The sequence below is a fragment of the Paenibacillus sp. J22R98 genome (genome assembly GCF_059383835.1).
The window spans coordinates 25,589-43,614 of record NZ_JBXENW010000006.1 but is presented as its reverse complement, the minus strand read 5'-3'; the positions used below and the strand labels follow the sequence as shown (position 1 = coordinate 43,614).

Below are 18,026 nucleotides of genomic sequence, written 5' to 3'. Positions count from 1 at the left end.
GCTATAATGGCACTATAACGATCGAGGGGTGAGCAGCATGTCACTGGCAAGTGAGGAAAGAAAGAAACGCGTTCTTGAGATGTTGGTCATCCAAGGGAAGGTTCAGGTTAACGAGCTCGCGCAGAAGTTCGAGGTGACGACGGAGACGATTCGGCGCGACCTTGATGATCTTGAGAAGGATGGCAAGCTCAAGAAGGTGTACGGCGGAGCGGTTAAGGTTCAGACTGATTTCGAGCCTGCTTATCACGAACGTGAGGTTATTCATGCCGAAGAGAAGCGGAAAATCGGCATGCTGGCTGCAAATTTGATCGAAAATGATGACGTTATCGTAATCGACGAAGGCAGCACGGCGATGCAGATCCTTCACCACCTGGCAGACAAACGCAATCTTACCATTCTCGTATGCTCCATTCCGACGCTTATTCTTCTTATTGACTACCAGAAGAGAGGGTTGTTCGACGGAAGAATGATCTTCATCGGGGGAGAAGTCAACAGCAAGCATATGCGGGTGTCGGGACCGATCGCAGAGAAAGTGATGGAGGATTTCTATGTGCACAAATCCTTCCTCTCCGTGGATGGCGTCTCTCTAGAGAATGGCATTACGAGCTACGACTTCGAGCGGGCGTTATTCACGCGCAAGCTCATTCGCTGTTCCGAAACGTCGATTGTCGTTGCCGATTCCTCTAAGATAGGCAAACGAACGGTCGCGAAGATCGCCGACCTGACGGATATTCAGTGCATCGTCTCTAATCATGAGCCTCCTGCGGGATGGAGAGGTTCGTTGGAAGAGATGGGCGTTAGTTGGTTGACTTGATAAGTAATAACCGTATAAAGCGACTGCATCACCCTTGTGGGAAGTGCGGTTGCTTTTTTATTGCTCCGAGGATCGGCATCGAACAGGTTTCGACAGAGGTGAAGCCGAATAAGAATCAATAGTGAAAACGCCAACAGTCGGTCAAGGAGGATATAAAGATGTATTTAACGAGAATGCGTCCGGAGCAAATTCGTGAGGCAGTAAGAGACGGCTTGCCGCTCGTAATGGCAGCAGGCGTGGTGGAGTATCACGGGCCGCATCTGCCGATCGGAACGGATGTTATGCTTGCGGACTATATTTGCACCGAGGTGGAGAAGCAGTGCCCATGCGTTGTCGCGCCGCCGATTTCGTTCGGGCCGACCTTGTCTTGGGCCGGCGGGCCGCAAGACGGAGAGATCGATTTTGACCCGGCGCCTTTCTATGCGTATGCCAAGGAACTGTTGAAACGGCTCAGAATGATTGGCTTCAAGCGGATTTATATCGTGCAGCATCATCAGGGAATGGAAGGACTGCAATCGCTTAGCCTTAGACGAGCGGCGGCTGAGCTGCTTCGTGAGGAAACGCAGGAATGGGGGCATTCCTGGGGATGGAAGGCGATGGAGGAGCTGCCGAATCCGCATGTATTCGAAACGATCCAGGTTGGGGGCATCGATAAATATGTGGTGTATCCGCCGGATAATGCCGGACCTATGCCAATTGGCCATGCGGGTAAAGGCGAAACGCAGATGATTCAGCACATCGATCCGTTGACGGTCCAAATGGAGGCGCTGGGCAGCATCGCTCGCGAGCAATTGCCGGAATGGCTGCTGGATGCGACAGAGGCGGATGCGGCAGAAGGAAAGTACTGGCTGGATTTGTGTGTGGAAGGCTGGATACGTACGATCAAAGCAGGTAAAGGATGAGCTTACATAGAGCAGAGAGCGTCCATATATGGCGGACTGAAAAATAATGCGAACCCGGAATAGTTAGGATAAAATACCAATTGAGTAGCTTGATATCCAAGCGCATCAAAGTGGCTCTTGGTTGGCCAAGGATGGCTGCTTCAAAAGTCCGGAGCTTTGCCTGAGGCAGCTTGGGGCAGCCAATTGCAGCCGTTATACCATGGCTAACGAATCGTAGGAGTCTTATTTGGTCGGATTTCTCGCCTCCGATATTCTAACGAATCGTAGAGGCCTTATTTTGGCAAAATCGGCTCCAAATGACCCCCGAATCGTGAGATAGGACCTCCACGATTCGTTAGATTTTTTTAGAGCCATTTTGATGCAAATAAGCGCTGTACGATTCGTTAGAGCATTCTGCGAATAGAAACTAAATGAACGAATTTGGCAGCAAGGATAACCAGGATAAATCATAATGTTGAGAGGCGGTTCCACAATGACAAGAACAGAGCTGCGCCTGCCTAGAAGCCGGCCGGAAGAGCTGGGCATCCATCCGCAGGCGATTACGAATTTGCTGAATGAGTGGCAGAAGCGTCAGATCGAAATTCACAGCCTAATGATAATGCGAGATGGTCAAGTAGCGGCCGAGGGCTGGTGGGCGCCTTACGCGCGTCAGCTTCCGCATATGCTGTTCTCGCTCAGCAAGAGCTTCACCTCTACAGCCATTGGAATGGCCGCGATGGAAGGGCTGTTAACCCTTGATGATACCGTCATCTCTTATTTTCCGGAGGAGACACCGCAGGACCCATCACCGAATTTGCAAGCGATGCGCATTCGCCATTTGCTCATGATGGGAACCGGCAATGAAACGGACACCATTGTTAATCTCTTAACTAGTGAGGACGGCAACTGGGTTCGTGCTTTTCTGCATGCCCCCGTGGAGCGGGAGCCGGGTACTCATTTCGTCTATAACAGCGGAGCGACTTATATGCTGTCGGCGATTCTTCAGAAGGTAAGCGGACAGAAGCTGCTCGATTATTTGCAGCCTCGCTTGTTCGAACCGCTGGGAATTATTGGGGCGACATGGGGAGAATGTCCTCGCGGAATCAATATCGGCGGTTGGGGATTGGCGCTGACTACGGAAGGCGTTGCCAAGTTTGGCCAGCTCTACTTGCAGAAAGGAGTCTGGGAGGGCAAGCGACTTATCTCCGAGGCTTGGATCGACGAGGCGACTTCGAAGCAAATCGATAATGGCGATGGCGGAGACAACGAGTGGGCACAGGGCTATGGCTATCAGTTCTGGCAATGCCGCTTCGGTGCGTACCGCGGGGACGGCGCATTCGGTCAATTCTGCATCGTCATGCCGGAGCAAGATATGGTAATCGCCATCACAAGTAGCACGAATGACATGCAGGGCGTACTGGATGCCATTTGGACGCATATTCTTCCCGTGCTCGAGGATCGACCGCTTCCTCTGGGGGCAAACGGCGAACGAGCGGCGCAGCTATCCACGCAGCTGGCATCGTTAGCTCTTAATCCGCCAATCTTCAGTGAGAGCTCTGCACGGGAGGAGCTTGTATCCGTCAAAAGATACCGGCTGGATGAGAACCCGCAGCAGTGGGAATCGCTTACCCTCAGCTTTGGAGGAAACGAGGCTGTACTTACATTTGATGGATCCAAAGGCCAATATATCGTGAATTGCGGACGCGGTACTTGGAAGGAAGACAGCGGCAGGCTCCTTCAACCGGAACCTAGCGCGGTAGGCGAGCAGCGTACGATGTCCAGCTTTACTTGGCAGGAGCAAGACAAACTTATCCTAACCGTACGTTTCGTTGAAGCGCCATTTATAGTGACGTTTGAGCTTCGTTTCGAGGAGCAAGAGCTGGAGCTTAGCTATCGGCAAAATGTTTCTTTCGTATCGGCCGATACGACCACCGTACGAGGAAGCAGCTAGTTCATGAACCTACTGATTTGGTTTGGCCTGCTGGCATTGCTCTTGGTTTCCTATCTCGATCAGCGTAAAGCCATGTCGATACGAATGTGGCTGATGATCGTCGCAATTTATTGCTTATGCAATTTCTACGTCAATATTAGCAAGGTGCTGATCCCGGTAGGGTTCATCATCGGACTTTCCTACATGAACAAGAAGAAGCATGGCTTCTTGTTAAGAGCGCTGCTCTTCGGCCTGGTCACGGTTGTGGCTAATTTCTATTTGCCTACGATCTCGTTCCGCGAGCTGAGCGTGCATGCCAAGGCGGATCAATATGCTGCGCAGTTCAATGACGTGCGATCTATAACAACCGTTACCGCGAATTCCGAGATTCATGAGCTGCTTCAGAAGGAAGCGGAACGGTTAAAGAACGCCAAGCCTGCATCGGAAATCGACAATAAAGATCCACACGTGCTGTTTCAAATTTGGGTACTGACACATCGTAATCAAGCGATGAAGGATTTGGATTGGCTTTGGTACGATGCACCGAGGGAGCAGCATTACTACTGGCAATCGAGCCGCAGCGATGAGAAGAATGACGTGGAAACGATGATTTTCGCCGATGTCGGCTACATGGGCCTCTATCATAGGGATAATGAGAACAGCGAGTATAAGCTCCAAGCTATCTATGAATTTGACCGTTTAAAGAATGGCAATCCCGCGATCCCGTAACCCTGTGCTAAAATGAGAGATACCGGCGACTATGCAGCTAGGCGGGTAGACAGATAAACAGGATGGGGATTACAAGTGAATCAGTACTTGATTAAGCTCCTTCAACAGGCGGAGCTGAACGTGTCGGAGTTTGCCATTCATACGCGCAGGGAAATGAGCTTCCGCGACCGCTCGTTCACGAGCGAATACATGATGTCCTATCACAAATCGGGCACGGCAAAGCTGCGAATCGGCGATGCCGTCTATGAGATCGTGCCGGGGAGCGTCATCTTTATTCCTCCGCATCTGATCCATGATCAATATAAAGATACGGATGACGAAGCGGTTATTTTGTGGTGGCATTTCACGTATAAAGTGGAGCGGGTTCTCGATGTGCTTCCGCTGTTTCAAATCCCGTATATTTATCAGCTGAAGCAAAAGGAGCGCTTCGAGACGGTTTTCGAACAGCTCATGGAGTCGAGGAGCAATGCCTCATCGCTGCCGGCGGCAATTCTACAGAAAGCGAAGTCGCTTGAGCTGTTATATCTCTTGTTTGATGAGGCGATCGGACAGCGGGCAGTTTCGGATACAGCCGCAGCGCAGCAGAGCTTCCTCGGCATTCTATGCCAAATCGTGCAGCAGCCGGAGAAGCCGCTCTCGTTAACCGAGATGGCACAGCAGCTGCATTTGAACACGGCTTATGTCAGCAGTAGGTTCAAGGAGCTGTATGGCATGTCGCCGATTGGTTTGCAGCGCAGACTGCGCATTGAGAAGGCGAAGGCATTGCTGCTTACCGATTTAGATATGAGCGTTACCCAGGTAGCGGAGGCGCTTCACTTCTCTGAGGTGACCAACTTCACGCGGCTGTTCAAAAAATATACCGGCATGGCCCCCATTCAGTACCGAAGGTTCATGCAGGAAACGATAACCTAAAGAACTGATCATTATAGCGATAAAACTGCTCTATTGTAAGCGCACTCTTTTCTCCTACAATGTCCGTATAGACGAATGGGAGGGAATGGATCGAATGAATTCTATGAATGTTATTTTTCCGGCGGCGCAGGTCGTTGAAGTTCGCGAAGAAGAATTAGCTCCATTGCAAGCCGGCGAGGTGCGCTGCAAAGCCAGAAAGTCGTTGATCAGTACCGGCACGGAAACCCTTTGCCTGCGCGGGATTTTCGATACGAATACGAACTGGGAGTCATGGGTGCAGTATCCGTTCTACCCGGGGTATTCCATGGCGGCTGAAATTATTGGAGTGGGTGAAGGCGTCGAAGGGTTTAAAGTTGGCGACCGGGTCACATCGAATATGCAGCACAGACAATACTTCAATACCCATGCGAACAATGTGAAGCCGATTCCGGACGGCATTACGGATGAGCAAGCTTCCTGGCTGACGCTTGGACAAATTACGCAAGTGGGCACGCGCCGCGCGGAGCTGAAGCTCGGCGAATCGGTTGCTATTATAGGCCAAGGCCTGCTCGGCCAACTGGTCGTGCAGTATATGAGAGCTGCCGGCGCGAGACATATTATTGCGATTGATCAGGCGGAATTACGTCTGGAGTTCTCCCGCAAGAGCGGAGCAACGCATACAATCTGTGCGGCTGCAGATGTAGCGGCTGAAGAAGTGCGCCGTATTACGGGCGGAAGCATGTGCGACGTGGTGTACGATATTACAGGCCATCCGGCTGTACTGGCACCTGCTACGCTGCTGGCGAAGGAAATGGGCCGCGTCGTATTGCTGGGCGATACCACCCAGCCGTCCAAGCAAGTGATTGGACCGCGCGTCGTTTCGAACTCTGTAGCCATTCTTGGTGTTCATGCCAGCATGACGCGCAATTATAACGGCGTGACCGGCGATCAAATGACAGCCGTATTCTACGACTACCTGCTCCAAGGTCGCATGAACCTCGAGCATTTGATGACTCATACATACTCGCCGCTTGAAGCACCTGCTGCGTATGATTTCCTGATGAAGGATCGTACTTCGGCGATTGGCGTTATGTTTGATTGGGATCTGCTGTAAGGATAGAACGCAAGATAGCGAGCCGTCCAGGCTTCCTCTTCATAGGGGAGCCTGGGCGGCTTTTCTGCTGCAATCCGCTTCGCTCAACATTGCGCTGTAAGGGCAGGGAATATATACTACATGGAAAGTGATGATCATTGAAATACATACTCTACATAACACGCGAAACTTGGATGTGTTAGCGGGGAAGAAGGATTAGCGATGAAGAACGAGCAGCTGAGCTATATGATTGGCGTGGATATTGGGACAACGAGCACGAAGTCCGTACTGTTCCGGGAGGATGGCAGCGTCGTCACCTCCGCGCATGTGGAATACCCGCTTTATACACCGACACCGGAAGTAGCGGAGCAGGATCCGGAAGAAATCTTTGCCGCGGTGGTTTCGACAATGAAGACAATCATGCAGGGTGTGAATGCGGCGGATGTGCTGTTTGCTTCGTTCAGCTCGGCCATGCATAGCGTCATTCCAGTCGATGCTGACGGCAAACCACTCATGAGATGCTTGACCTGGGCAGACAACCGCAGCGCTGCATGGGCGGCTAAATTCAAGCATGAAATGGGCGGTCATGAGGTCTATCTGCGGACAGGTACACCGGTTCACCCGATGTCGCCGATTACGAAGCTGCTGTGGCTGCGACATGATGAACCGGAGCTGTTCGGTCTGGCGAAGAAGTTTATTTCGATCAAAGAATATGTCTTCTTCAAGCTATTTGGTAGCTATGTCGTCGATCACTCGATTGCTTCGGCAACCGGTATGATGAATCTAGAGAAGCTGGACTGGGATGAGGAAGCGCTTCGAATTGCAGGCATAACAAGTGACCGACTGTCGGAGCTTGTCCCGACGACGCATGTGCTTACCGGGCTGAAAGCTGAATTAGCGGAACAAATCGGATTGCTGCCGACTACGCCTTTTGTTGTCGGAGCGAGTGATGGCCCCCTGTCGAATCTAGGCGTGAATGCGATTGATCCTGGGGTTGTGGCGCTTACGATCGGAACGAGCGGCGCGATTCGCACGATTGTAGATAAGCCCGTTACGGACCCGAAGGGCCGTTACTTCTGCTATGCGCTGACGGCGGACAAATGGGTCATCGGCGGAGCGGTGAACAACGGCGGCGTCATCTTCCGCTGGCTCAGAGATGAGCTGGCTTCGGAAGAGGCCGAAGAAGCGAGGCGTATGGGCTTAGACCCGTACGATGTGCTGACGCAAAAGATGGAGAAGGTACGTCCCGGCTCGGACGGATTGATTTTCCACCCTTACCTGACAGGAGAACGAGCGCCGCTATGGAACCCGGATGCGCGCGGTTCATTCTTCGGTCTGTCGCTGCATCACCGTAAGGAGCATATGATGCGTGCTGTGCTGGAAGGGATTAATTACAATTTGTATTCCGTTCTGCATGCGTTGGAGGAAACGATCGGCAAGCCGGCCAAAATCCATGCCACAGGCGGATTTGCACGCTCTGCGCTTTGGCGTCAGATGATGGCAGACATATTGGGACAGCGGATTGTCATTCCGGAGAGCTTCGAGAGCTCCTGCTTAGGAGCAGTTGTGCTCGGATTGATGGCGATCGGCCGTGCCGATTCATTGTCGATCGTTTCGAAGATGATGGGCTCCACTTTCGAGCTTACGCCAAATAAAGAAGCAGCAGCCCACTATGAGGAGCTGCTGCCTATCTACTTGCGCCTATCGGAGAAGCTTACGGAAGAATACGCAAGCATCGCTGCTTACCAGCGGAAACTGTTTCAATAGTGCGCAAACCGCACGGGATCAACGAACGCCGACTGTCAGCGGATATCGTGGTTAATGGCAATCATCCCGATCACCTGAGGTTTATCGGCGCTGCCGCCGAACCAGATGTCGCCATTGCCGACCATGACGCCTTGATAATTCACGAATACCTGGTCTGCTGATTGCTCGGCGATCGCTTGTTTGATCGACTTGTTCATGATGGCGTCGTATTGATCGACGAAGTCTCTGCGTGTCTTGATCAGCTGCGTGCCAGAAGGGCTGTTCACTCTGAGGGGGTACAGAATATGATTGGCCACGGTCACTTTATCATCCTCGGCGATGGCTTTCTTAACCGCATTGAATACGTCGAAGAATGCCTGCGGATCCTCGATGCCGGCTACTTCAAACGGATTGGTGCCGGCTTTTATTTGACTCGTGATGGTCGGTAGGGTTCCAACTTGGTGCTCCGCTGTGCTCTTTTCTTGATCCGATTGGCTGCAGCCAACTAAGGAAAATACGAGTGTGAGGGCTATGAGAACGGCTGATGTCAGCCTGTACCAAACATTTGAATGCTTACCAGTATATGTTTGCATTACCATCATCCTTTCTTACCTTTATGCTTTCACTTTATGGACGAATAGATGCAGCGTAATGTTTCGATTGTGAAATAGAAAATAGTACGAAGCAAAAAGACCAGTGGACGTTCCGCTAACGCGAACGGTCCACTGGTCTTTTCTTTATAACCATACTTACGAATGGTCAATGATCGTTTGGTAGGTCGTGCGGTCGCAATGCTGCACCAATTTCACGAGCAGCTCCTTAGCCGCATCGTAGTCATCGGTATGCAGGACGGAAGCCGAGGTATGAATATACCGTGCGCATACGCCGATAACGGTTGAAGGGATACCGATCCCTTGCGTATGGACCGCTCCGGCGTCTGTTCCGCCTTGGGATACGAAGTACTGGTAGGGAATTTTGTGCGTTTGCGCCATATCCAGCACGTACTCCACCATGCCGCGATGCGTCAGCATGCTTGGATCGTAGAGACGAAGCAGGGTGCCTTGGCCTAGCTGACCGAAAGCGGATTTGTCGCCGTTCATGTCATTGGCTGCGCTGGCATCCATAGCGAAGAACAGATCCGGTTTAATCATGGCAGATGCTGTTTTGGCGCCGCGAAGTCCGAGCTCTTCTTGCACGGTTGCTCCGGAGTACAATACATTCGGGAGCTTCTGCCCGTGCAGCTCTTTCAGCAGCTCGATGGCAAGGCCTACGCCGTAGCGGTTATCCCATGATTTGGCCATAATTTTCTTCGGATTCGCAAGGGGAGTGAACGGACAATACGGCACGGCTTGCTGGCCGATACGTACGCCGACTTCTTCCGCATGCTGGCGGCTGTCCGCGCCGATGTCGATATACATGCCCTTCACATCAAGCGGCTTGCCGCGCGCTGCTTCATCAAGCAGATGAACTGGCGTCGTACCGATGATACCGACGATCGGCCCGTTCTCCGTCATCACTTGAATGCGCTGCGCAGGCAGCACTTGGCTGAACCAACCTCCAAGCGTCTGGAATTTGAGCATGCCGTTCTCCGTAATACCCGTGATCATGAAACCGACTTCGTCCAAATGGCCTGCCGCCATAATGACCGGACCGCTCTCATCGCCGCGCATGACGCCAAAGATGCTGCCTAGCCGATCCTGTACGATTTCATCTGTATATCTCGTAAGCTCACCGCGAACAAAGCTCCGCAGCTCCCGCTCAAAGCCGGATGCCGCTTGAAATTCGGTTAACGTCCGCATCAGTTCCATTGTTTCTTGATTCATGGTAATTCCTCGCTATCGTAATGGGATGGGGGATATTCAGATGGACCAAACACCCCTATTCTACCGTCTTTCCAATCGAAGGTAAATGAGGCACTCCCGACATTATTCATAATCGCTTCAAAAGGAGTAGCCGGAAGGGAAAGCACAATCGCTGTCGAACTGTAATAAAGCGCTTCCAAAGTTAGTTTCGATTGACCTGTTAAAGATAATATTCCCCCATTGCCTGCCTGGAATTAAGAGCGATAAGATAACGGTACGTTCATGTTAAAGTCGCATACATACTCGGTAAAGGGTGATGAGAGAACATGTATCGGGTGCTGATTGTAGATGATGAGAAGGAAATCAGGGAGGGGCTGCGGCTTCGTTTTCCTTGGGTGGAATTTGGCATCGATCTGGATGAAATATATACGGCTGACGACGGTGAAACCGCGCTTGAGCTGACCGAGCAGTTAAACCCGGACGTTATTGTGACGGATATCAAAATGAGCCGCATGTCGGGTCTGGAGTTTATTCAGTCTCTGCATCAGCGCGGCAACTTCTCGGGCAAGTCGATCGTGATCAGCGGGTATGACGATTTTGATCTGGTGAAGCATGCGATGCAGCTCGGCGCTATCGATTATGTGCTCAAGCCGATTAATATCGAGGAGCTGTCGCAGGTCATTCACAAGGCGATCAGCCAAATCCGTGAGGAGCGGCTCGACAAGCAGAACAAGCTGCTGCTGGAGAATCAGGTGCATTTTGCATTGCCCAAAATGCAGGAGGAAGTCGTTCGCGAAGCCGCGGAGAACGAGTATAACCCGTACTGGGAATCGCGCATGATGCATAGACTCGGCAATTTGCAGCTGGAGTGGCTGACGCAGCATAAGCTCGCGCTCATGCTCATCGAAGTGGATGATCTGAAGGCGATTGACCAAGGGAAGCTGTACCGCAAGGAAAAGGAGTTAGTCCTGTTCGGCATCAGCAATGTCGTGAAGCAGACACTGCAGGAGGAATATGCGCATCCGGCCTGCATGTACAGCGATGCGAAATCCCGTTTCGTGATCGTTCTCAGCTGCAATCATCAGGAGCAGCTTTGCTCCATCAAGGATATTGCGGTTACCTGCATCGACCGGATTAACGGCTATGTCAAAGTGAAGGTCAGCATCGGGCTCGCTTCAACGGTCGGAGGCATTAAGCAGCTGCACGATATGCGGCAGGAAGCAGCAGATATTTTGGAGCAAAAGGCAGTTTACGGCGGCAATCGGCTGCTGCTTCGTCAGGATCTCGGGGTCGATGCGGAGTTTTCGGAGCTGTCGATTGGCAACGTCAATGAAATGTTCGACCTCATTCGTTACGGCTCCGATCGGGAAATTCGGACCGTCATGCAATCATTCCCCGAATTTGTACGGACCTGGGGTTCGACCAACATTAAAGATATCCAGCAGAAAATCTTCGAGTGGCTGCTCGAACTATTCAAGAAAGCGGCCGCCGGCGGATGGAAAGAACGCGGCTGGGAACGCAATCCGATCGCCATCTGGGACCGATTGGAGCAGTACGATACGCTCGATTCGCTGCGTATTCAGGTGGAGAGCTATCTGGTGTCCATCGCCGCGGATTTCAGGAAAAACTGGGTGCCGCAAAGCCAAATTATTTCCGAGGCGGAGAAGGTCATCCAGCGGAATTATGGCGATAATTTGACGCTGCACACCGTTTCGCTGGAGGTTCATGTTACGCCGGTGTGGCTCAGCAAGCTGTTCAAGAAGGAGAAGCAGCAGACCTTTTTGGAATATCTCACTGAGGTGCGGATCGAGAAAGCGAAGGAAATGTTAGGTGACGTCGCCAACAAAATTTATCAGGTCTCGCAAGAGGTAGGCTACCGCGACCCGGTTCATTTTACGAAGCTGTTCAAGAAGAACGTGGGCCATACGCCGAAAGAATATCGGAAGCTGAGAGGAATCATCGATGAGTAGCTATACGCTGCAGCAAGCGGCATCCTTGCGCAATAAAGTGATTGGCATGTTCTTCATGATCATCATTGTGCCGTTTCTGCTCTTTGCCTATTATGCGCATATCAAGTCCGTTGAGGGCATTTCGAATGCCAATGCTTCGTTCTCGATGGACTATATGCTCCAATCGAAGCGGAATCTGGATCGCTACCTGAACCAGCTGAACGAGCAGATTAATGGCATCATCGGCAATGCGAAGTTTCAGCAGCTGATGGAGGACTCGATGGTTCCGAAGAAGGATGAGAGCTCGTTTATATCCGGCATGATGCTGCTGCTTGATCAGTCCAAGTCGCAGGTGGATGCTTTTCGAGTCCGTGTGTTTCCGATCGATCCGAGCAAACATCCGATGTATATCAACACGCTGGACGAACAGAAGGGATTTCAGACCAGCAATTGGTTCAAAACGGCACAGATGACGATTACGCCGACGTGGCATCTGTTTATGCCTGCGGAAAGCTCGTATTTTCGACCGATGCTGTCCAAAATCAAGCGGTTCACCGGGCTGCATGACCAAATTGCGCGGGGGATCGTCATTACCGATTTGACGGAGGATCAGCTGAAACGGTATCTCACGCCTTCGCAGCGAATGAAGGGGCAGCGGATGTTTCTGATGACGCGCAGCGGGTATGTGCTCTATGATACGGCAGATAATGCGCTGGCCGGCAAGCTTATCCCGTCCAAGCCGCTCGTCGATTCCATTGCGGCCTCGACGCAGAAAGCGGAGACGTTGACGATCGACGGAGAGAAGCAGCTCGTCACGTATGTGAAGCTGGATACGGAGCAATGGATGCTCGTTAGTACGACGCCGCTCGAGCAGCTGACGCATCCGATTCAGGAAATGGATAAGCTGCTTGTTTTCTTCCTGATCATCTATTTGATCTGCTGCATCGGGGTCGTCATCTATATGACGCTGTATTTCACCCATCCGCTGCACAGGCTGGTTCGTTCCATGCGCAAGCTGGAGTCCGGCGAATTCCAATTCATGCTGCCGCCTTCGGATCGCAGGGATGAAATCGGCTGGCTGTATCGGGGCTTCAACAACATGACCGGCAAAATCCAGCAGCTGCTCGACCAGACTACGCAAGCCGAGCGGACGAAGAAAGAGCTGGAGTTTCAGGTGCTAAGCCACCAGATTAATCCGCATTTTCTGTACAATACGCTGGAGTCCATCCGGTGGAAGGCGGAGTATCATAACATGCCGGACATTAGTGAGATGGTTTCTTCTCTGGGTAATTTGCTGCGTCTGAGTCTCAATCAGGGCAAGGAGATTACGACGGTGTCAAGGGAAATCGAGCAGGTGAAGGCGTACGTCCGTATCGAGCAGGCCCGCCTCGGCAATCAGGTGCGGTTCTTGATTTCGATCGATGAAGAGGTGCTGCATGCGCCGTTCCTCCGTTTGCTGCTGCAGCCGCTAGTCGAGAACGCCATTCATCACGGCATCCGGAGCAATCCCGAGAAAGGGAAGATTATGCTGACCGGCCGCCGTGAGGGGACGGATATTGTCATTGAGCTGAGCGACAATGGACAAGGCATTCCGGAAGCGGTGCTGCAGGAGCTGACCAATCCGGAGGAGAAGTCGGCCCTTGTCGCCAAGCGCCGCGGCGTCGGCCTCCGCAACGTGAACGATCGGCTGAAGCTGTATTTTGGCGAGGCCTACACGCTGCAAATTGAGGCGAGGGCAGGAAGCGGGACGCGCATTGTTCTGCGGCATCCGATTATAGAGCCGGAGGAAGAGTCGGGGTAAGCGTAGACGGTTAGTTTGTGGGATGGACACGTAGAGGACACTATTCCGCGGTTGGAATAAGTGTCCTTTTCTTTGGGCGGCTAGTTGCAGCGTCGAAGTATAGATAAAAGTGGTATCGCTTATCGCACATTGGCGGGAAAGCGTCGAAGTAGCAACAAGAGAAGTATTGGTTACCGCGCATTGGCGGGAAAGCGTCGAAGTAGCAACAAGAGAGGTAGCAGTTACCGCATATAGGTGGGAAAAGCAGCCAAGAGTTGCTCACAGAGCAACACATTAGCAGATAGTTGGCTAATTGAGAGCATGTGTAGCTCCCAGAGCAACACATGCTCGGAATATCGGCGGATTGAGAGAAAGTGTAGTTCTCAGAGCAACACATGAGCAGATAGTTGGCTAATTGAGAGTATGTGTAGCTCTCAGAGCAACACATCATCGGAAAATCGGCGAAACGCGAGCAAGTGTAGCTCCCCGAGCAACACTTACTCCTCGAGTCTGCCGCCCTGATCCACAGAGGAGCACCACACAGGCGGAACTTTCTCAGCAGAGGCCAAGTTTACACCACAAAGTTTAATTTTGGCTCATAGTAGGTCTGCGGGCCATCCATTATGATGATTATAGCAACGATAAGCAGCTACCAAACACGAACAGGAAAGGTAAGGACGCCAATGAAACCAAGCAGCGAAGTTGTGAATAAACCGATACGTGCAGCTGTCTATCGCAAGAGGTCGAGCTTCGTCTCTGATCTCATGCGGAACCACTCGCTCTATGTCATGTTCCTCCCGGTCGGCATCCTGCTCCTTGTCTTCAACTATTTGCCGCTCGCGGGTCTCATCATCGCATTCAAGAACTACGACTTCGCCAGAGGCATCTTCGGCAGTCCTTGGGCGCAGCCCATTCTCAACAACTTCGACTACTTGCTCTCCTCGGATGCTGCTTCCCGCGCAGTCCGAAACACCATACTGCTCAATGGCTTGTTCATCGCAGTGGGGCTGATTTTCGAGGTAGGACTTGCTCTGATGCTGAACGAGGTGCGCAACAAATATTTTAAACGAATTACGCAGTCGATCACGTTTCTCCCGTTCTTTATCTCCTGGATCGTCGTCGGCGTGTTCACATACAACTTGCTCAACTACGAGAATGGCGCGATCAATCGCATTGTAGAATGGTTAGGCTTCCAGCCCATCGATTTCTACAGCGAAGCAGGGCTGTGGCCGCTCATTCTGACCATCGCCATCCGCTGGAAAGTAACCGGCTATGGCACGATCATCTATTTGGCCGCGCTCACGGGTATTGACAGCTCGTATTATGAAGCCGCTTCCATCGACGGTGCATCCCGCTGGCAGCAGATCCGGTATATCAGCATTCCGATGCTGAAGCCGACGATCATCATCCTCACCTTGCTCGCAGTAGGGCGAATCATGAATGCGGACTTCGGCATGTTTTACGCCATGGTCGGCGATGCTTCTCTCCTCTATCCGACAACAGATGTTATTGATACGCTGGTCTATCGCAGTTTAAGGAAGTCCGGTGATATCGGAATGGCCTCGGCAGCCGGATTTATCCAATCGGTCGTTGCCTTCGTTCTCGTGCTTGGCAGCAACTATGCGGCAAGGAAGGTCGACAAGGACTCAGCTATTTTCTAACTTTACTTCGCGACGAACATAAGGAGGGGCATCATGCCGGTAAAACGTATATCCATCTCGCAAACGATCATTATCGTCATCATTTCCTTGTTCAGCCTTGCCTGTCTGCTGCCGTTTCTCATGGTTATTACCGGCTCGCTCGCAACGGAGAACGATATTATAAACAACGGCTACTCGTTGTTCCCAAGGCATATCACGTTCATGTCGTATGAGATTCTGCTCCTCGGCTCCAATCGAATTGTGGACGCCTACGGAATCAGCATGATCGTTACGGTTGCAGGCACGCTGCTTTCGGTTCTCCTGACCAGCCTAGGCGGGTATGTAATGGCGCGGCGCTCTTTCAAATACCGCAACATTCTCTCGATCTACGTCATCATCACGATGCTGTTCAGCGGCGGCTTGGTACCTTGGTACATCGTATGCGTCAACTACCTGCACCTGAAGGATACGATCTTCGCGATGATTCTGCCACCGCTGGCGAACGCGTTCAACATGTTCCTGATCCGCAACTTCCTGTTCTCCATCCCGGAGGACATTTATGAATCCGCCAAAATGGACGGAGCAAGCGAGTACCGCATCTACTACCAGCTGATCATGCCTTTATCCAAACCGGTTCTCGCCACTGTCGGCTTGTTCGTCGCACTGGGGTACTGGAACGATTGGTTCCTCGGCCTCATGTTCGTCGATAAGCAAGAGCTGCAGCCGCTGCAGCTGCTGCTCCGAACGCTCGTTTCGAACGTGGAGTTCCTCCGAAGCTCCAGCAATGCCGCCGATATGCAGCGCATCTCCGCGCAGCTGCCGTCCGAGTCCATCAAGATGGCACTCACGGTAGTAACGATCGGGCCGATCGTCTTCTTGTATCCGTTTTTGCAGCGGTATTTTGTCCAAGGCTTGATGGTTGGTGCAGTGAAAGGATAACGGACAGCTATAACGGCGCTACCGGTAGCGCTGGATAGTATAAAAAACAAGCTCAAGGGGAGAGGTACACGATGAAGAAGATGCATTCCAAGCTTCCACTGCTGCTCACGATTGTGCTTATGCTTAGCCTAATGCTTTCGGCATGTAGTTCCGGCAACAATGACAACAGCAAAAACAATGGAGATTCATCCGGTACAACCAATGCAGCGGCTGACAACACCACGAATGCATCCACAGAAGATACGAACAATGCGGCAGCAACGACGGACAACACAGCTAAGGAGCAAGAGGAAGTTACGCTGAAGTTCTATTTTGGCGGTGACAAGAAAGCGGCTACGGACGAGGTTTGGTCTGCAGTCAGCGATTATGTGAAAACAAAAGGGCTTAACGTGAAATTCGATATCAACTTTATCCCGTTTGGCGACTTTAAAGACAAAATGCTCGTTATGGCCGCTTCCGGCGATAAATGGGATATGAACTTTGACGGCGACTGGCTCTCCTATAAGCAGATGGCTGCCAAAGGCTCCTACATGGCGCTCAACGACCTGCTCCCGAAATTTGCACCAACCCTGTATGCTAAATATCAAGAACAAGGCACGCTGACAGCTGCAACAGTCGATGGCAAAATCGTCGGCCTTCCTTGGACGATGAGTATGAACCAACGTAAATATGCGGTATGGCGGGTGGATCTGACAGATAAAGCGGGCATTACGCCGGCTGTGGATTCCATCAAAACCATTGAAGATCTCGATGCTTTCCTGCACAAGCTGAAAGCAGCATTCCCGAAAGATAAGCTGTCCCGTTCCACACCGCTTGGCATCTATATGGAGCGCGATGAGTGGGTTGACCTTGGCTTCCATGGCATGGGCTTCTACCTCAACGATCCGGCCGTGAAGATCCAACCGGTTGAACAACAACCGTTCTACAAAGAAGCAGCACTTATGGCTAAAAAATGGTACGACGACGGAATCATCAACAGAGATGCCATGATCGATAAAGAAGACGGCGCAGCACAATGGAGAAACGGCAAAATGTTCTACACCGACTCCTCGCATGAATGGGTGAACGCAAACCCTGGCTTCGCGGATCCTTCCTACAAGCTGTCCAGCTCGCTGCTCTACCCTGACAAGAAATATGTCAACCGTACAGCACTGGCTAACGTTGTAGCGATTAACCGCAACTCCGAGCATGCTGATCGCGTGCTGCAATTCCTGGATATGCTCGAAACGGACAAAACACTCTATGACCTCGTACAATACGGAATCGAAGGCAAAACCTATGTAATCGACGGCGAAACAGCGAATTATCCGGAAGGCATGCAAACGACTACAAGTAACTACATGGAGTGGGGCGGCCAATGGGCGCTGTGGAAACCGCAATTTATGCGTCCAAACCCAGCTTACGGCAAAGACTTCTGGGTGCATGAAGCAGAATTCGCAGCATTGCCGGTTAACGTAAACTCGCCGGTAGACGGTCTGTTCATCTCCGAAGACAACATCAAGAACGAAGTAGCGAAACGCGATCAAGCGATCGAAGAATTCCACAAACCGATCGAGTTCGGAAATGCCAAAGACGTCGATAAAGCAGTAGCGGATTACATCGAGAAGCAGAAGGCAAACGGCCTTGACAAAATCATGGCAGAAGCGCAAAAACAAATCGATGCCTACCTGGCTACGAAGAAGTAATCGAGAAATCCGCGCCTCTCACAGGGTGCGGATTTTTTGCCGGCCAAACAGCTAAGGTTGCCCCAGATAACTATCGGATTGACTCATTACAAGCTGCAGCGAGACTCCTTATACTCTATTTGTAAACGATTACAAGTGGGAAAGGGT

The 18,026-nt window shown here is 51.7% G+C and carries 14 protein-coding genes; 12 read left to right on the top strand and 2 right to left on the bottom strand.

Going from position 1 to position 18,026, the window contains the following annotated elements; genetic code table 11:
- Positions 1-37 precede the first annotated feature (37 nt).
- The 7 genes from AC50Y3_RS17800 to gntK all read left to right on the top strand — a co-directional run bounded on the left by AC50Y3_RS17800 (position 38) and on the right by gntK (position 8,105).
- Entirely contained in the window at positions 38-814 is a 777-nt protein-coding gene (locus tag AC50Y3_RS17800; protein ID WP_494820076.1) for a DeoR/GlpR family DNA-binding transcription regulator, read from the top strand.
- Between the two features lie 158 nt (positions 815-972).
- Positions 973-1,716 carry a creatininase family protein gene (locus AC50Y3_RS17795; RefSeq protein WP_494820075.1) on the top strand — a complete coding sequence of 248 codons (744 nt, stop codon included), beginning with the start codon at positions 973-975 and terminating at the stop codon, positions 1,714-1,716.
- 472 nt (positions 1,717-2,188) lie between these two features.
- On the top strand, positions 2,189-3,646 hold the full coding sequence (locus AC50Y3_RS17790; RefSeq protein ID WP_494820074.1) for a serine hydrolase domain-containing protein: 1,458 nt from the start codon (positions 2,189-2,191) through the stop codon (positions 3,644-3,646).
- A 3-nt stretch (positions 3,647-3,649) separates the two neighbouring features.
- Positions 3,650-4,354 (top strand): hypothetical protein, encoded by a 705-nt coding sequence (locus AC50Y3_RS17785; RefSeq protein WP_494820073.1) that lies wholly within the window; start codon positions 3,650-3,652, stop codon positions 4,352-4,354.
- A gap of 75 nt (positions 4,355-4,429) precedes the next feature.
- The gene (locus tag AC50Y3_RS17780) at positions 4,430-5,266 is read left to right on the top strand and encodes a helix-turn-helix transcriptional regulator (protein WP_494820072.1); all 837 of its coding nucleotides are present in this window, start codon (positions 4,430-4,432) and stop codon (positions 5,264-5,266) included.
- Positions 5,267-5,360: 94 nt separating this feature from the next.
- Complete coding sequence (locus AC50Y3_RS17775; RefSeq protein ID WP_494820071.1) at positions 5,361-6,359, top strand: zinc-dependent alcohol dehydrogenase; 999 nt, start codon at positions 5,361-5,363, stop codon at positions 6,357-6,359.
- Between the two features lie 201 nt (positions 6,360-6,560).
- On the top strand, positions 6,561-8,105 hold the full coding sequence (gene gntK / locus AC50Y3_RS17770; RefSeq protein ID WP_494820070.1) for a gluconokinase: 1,545 nt from the start codon (positions 6,561-6,563) through the stop codon (positions 8,103-8,105).
- A gap of 35 nt (positions 8,106-8,140) precedes the next feature.
- On the opposite strand, the gene AC50Y3_RS17765 is transcribed toward gntK, so the two are convergent.
- Both AC50Y3_RS17765 and AC50Y3_RS17760 read right to left on the bottom strand, forming a co-directional pair.
- Positions 8,141-8,677 carry a hypothetical protein gene (locus AC50Y3_RS17765; RefSeq protein ID WP_494820069.1) on the bottom strand — a complete coding sequence of 179 codons (537 nt, stop codon included), beginning with the start codon at positions 8,675-8,677 and terminating at the stop codon, positions 8,141-8,143.
- 156 nt (positions 8,678-8,833) lie between these two features.
- Positions 8,834-9,907, bottom strand: coding sequence for a M42 family metallopeptidase (locus AC50Y3_RS17760; RefSeq protein WP_494820068.1), 1,074 nt, complete (start codon positions 9,905-9,907; stop codon positions 8,834-8,836).
- A gap of 305 nt (positions 9,908-10,212) precedes the next feature.
- Here AC50Y3_RS17760 and AC50Y3_RS17755 point away from each other — a divergent pair, with 305 nt between their 5' ends.
- The 5 genes from AC50Y3_RS17755 to AC50Y3_RS17735 all read left to right on the top strand — a co-directional run bounded on the left by AC50Y3_RS17755 (position 10,213) and on the right by AC50Y3_RS17735 (position 17,879).
- Positions 10,213-11,856: a response regulator gene (locus AC50Y3_RS17755; RefSeq protein WP_494820067.1), complete on the top strand. Its 1,644-nt coding sequence runs from the start codon at positions 10,213-10,215 to the stop codon at positions 11,854-11,856.
- Positions 11,849-13,636 (top strand): cache domain-containing sensor histidine kinase, encoded by a 1,788-nt coding sequence (locus tag AC50Y3_RS17750; protein ID WP_494820066.1) that lies wholly within the window; start codon positions 11,849-11,851, stop codon positions 13,634-13,636. The genes AC50Y3_RS17755 and AC50Y3_RS17750 overlap by 8 nt, the downstream gene beginning before the upstream one ends.
- Positions 13,637-14,298: 662 nt before the next feature.
- A complete protein-coding gene (locus tag AC50Y3_RS17745; protein WP_494820065.1) occupies positions 14,299-15,276 on the top strand; it encodes an ABC transporter permease in 978 nt (325 codons plus the stop codon).
- A 33-nt stretch (positions 15,277-15,309) separates the two neighbouring features.
- Positions 15,310-16,194 (top strand): carbohydrate ABC transporter permease, encoded by an 885-nt coding sequence (locus tag AC50Y3_RS17740; protein ID WP_494820064.1) that lies wholly within the window; start codon positions 15,310-15,312, stop codon positions 16,192-16,194.
- A gap of 71 nt (positions 16,195-16,265) precedes the next feature.
- Positions 16,266-17,879 (top strand): DUF3502 domain-containing protein, encoded by a 1,614-nt coding sequence (locus AC50Y3_RS17735; protein ID WP_494820063.1) that lies wholly within the window; start codon positions 16,266-16,268, stop codon positions 17,877-17,879.
- Positions 17,880-18,026 lie beyond the last annotated feature (147 nt).

Bases quoted from the DNA above. Each gene is read 5' to 3' on its own strand.
- AC50Y3_RS17800 (WP_494820076.1), top strand. From the start codon at position 38: ATGTCACTGGCAAGTGAGGAAAGAAAGAAACGCGTTCTTGAGATGTTG.
- AC50Y3_RS17795 (WP_494820075.1), top strand. From the start codon at position 973: ATGTATTTAACGAGAATGCGTCCGGAGCAAATTCGTGAGGCAGTAAGA.
- AC50Y3_RS17790 (WP_494820074.1), top strand. From the start codon at position 2,189: ATGACAAGAACAGAGCTGCGCCTGCCTAGAAGCCGGCCGGAAGAGCTG.
- AC50Y3_RS17785 (WP_494820073.1), top strand. From the start codon at position 3,650: ATGAACCTACTGATTTGGTTTGGCCTGCTGGCATTGCTCTTGGTTTCC.
- AC50Y3_RS17775 (WP_494820071.1), top strand. From the start codon at position 5,361: ATGAATTCTATGAATGTTATTTTTCCGGCGGCGCAGGTCGTTGAAGTT.
- gntK (WP_494820070.1), top strand. From the start codon at position 6,561: ATGAAGAACGAGCAGCTGAGCTATATGATTGGCGTGGATATTGGGACA.
- AC50Y3_RS17765 (WP_494820069.1), bottom strand. From the start codon at position 8,677: ATGCAAACATATACTGGTAAGCATTCAAATGTTTGGTACAGGCTGACA.
- AC50Y3_RS17760 (WP_494820068.1), bottom strand. From the start codon at position 9,907: ATGAATCAAGAAACAATGGAACTGATGCGGACGTTAACCGAATTTCAA.
- AC50Y3_RS17755 (WP_494820067.1), top strand. From the start codon at position 10,213: ATGTATCGGGTGCTGATTGTAGATGATGAGAAGGAAATCAGGGAGGGG.
- AC50Y3_RS17750 (WP_494820066.1), top strand. From the start codon at position 11,849: ATGAGTAGCTATACGCTGCAGCAAGCGGCATCCTTGCGCAATAAAGTG.
- AC50Y3_RS17745 (WP_494820065.1), top strand. From the start codon at position 14,299: ATGAAACCAAGCAGCGAAGTTGTGAATAAACCGATACGTGCAGCTGTC.
- AC50Y3_RS17740 (WP_494820064.1), top strand. From the start codon at position 15,310: ATGCCGGTAAAACGTATATCCATCTCGCAAACGATCATTATCGTCATC.
- AC50Y3_RS17735 (WP_494820063.1), top strand. From the start codon at position 16,266: ATGAAGAAGATGCATTCCAAGCTTCCACTGCTGCTCACGATTGTGCTT.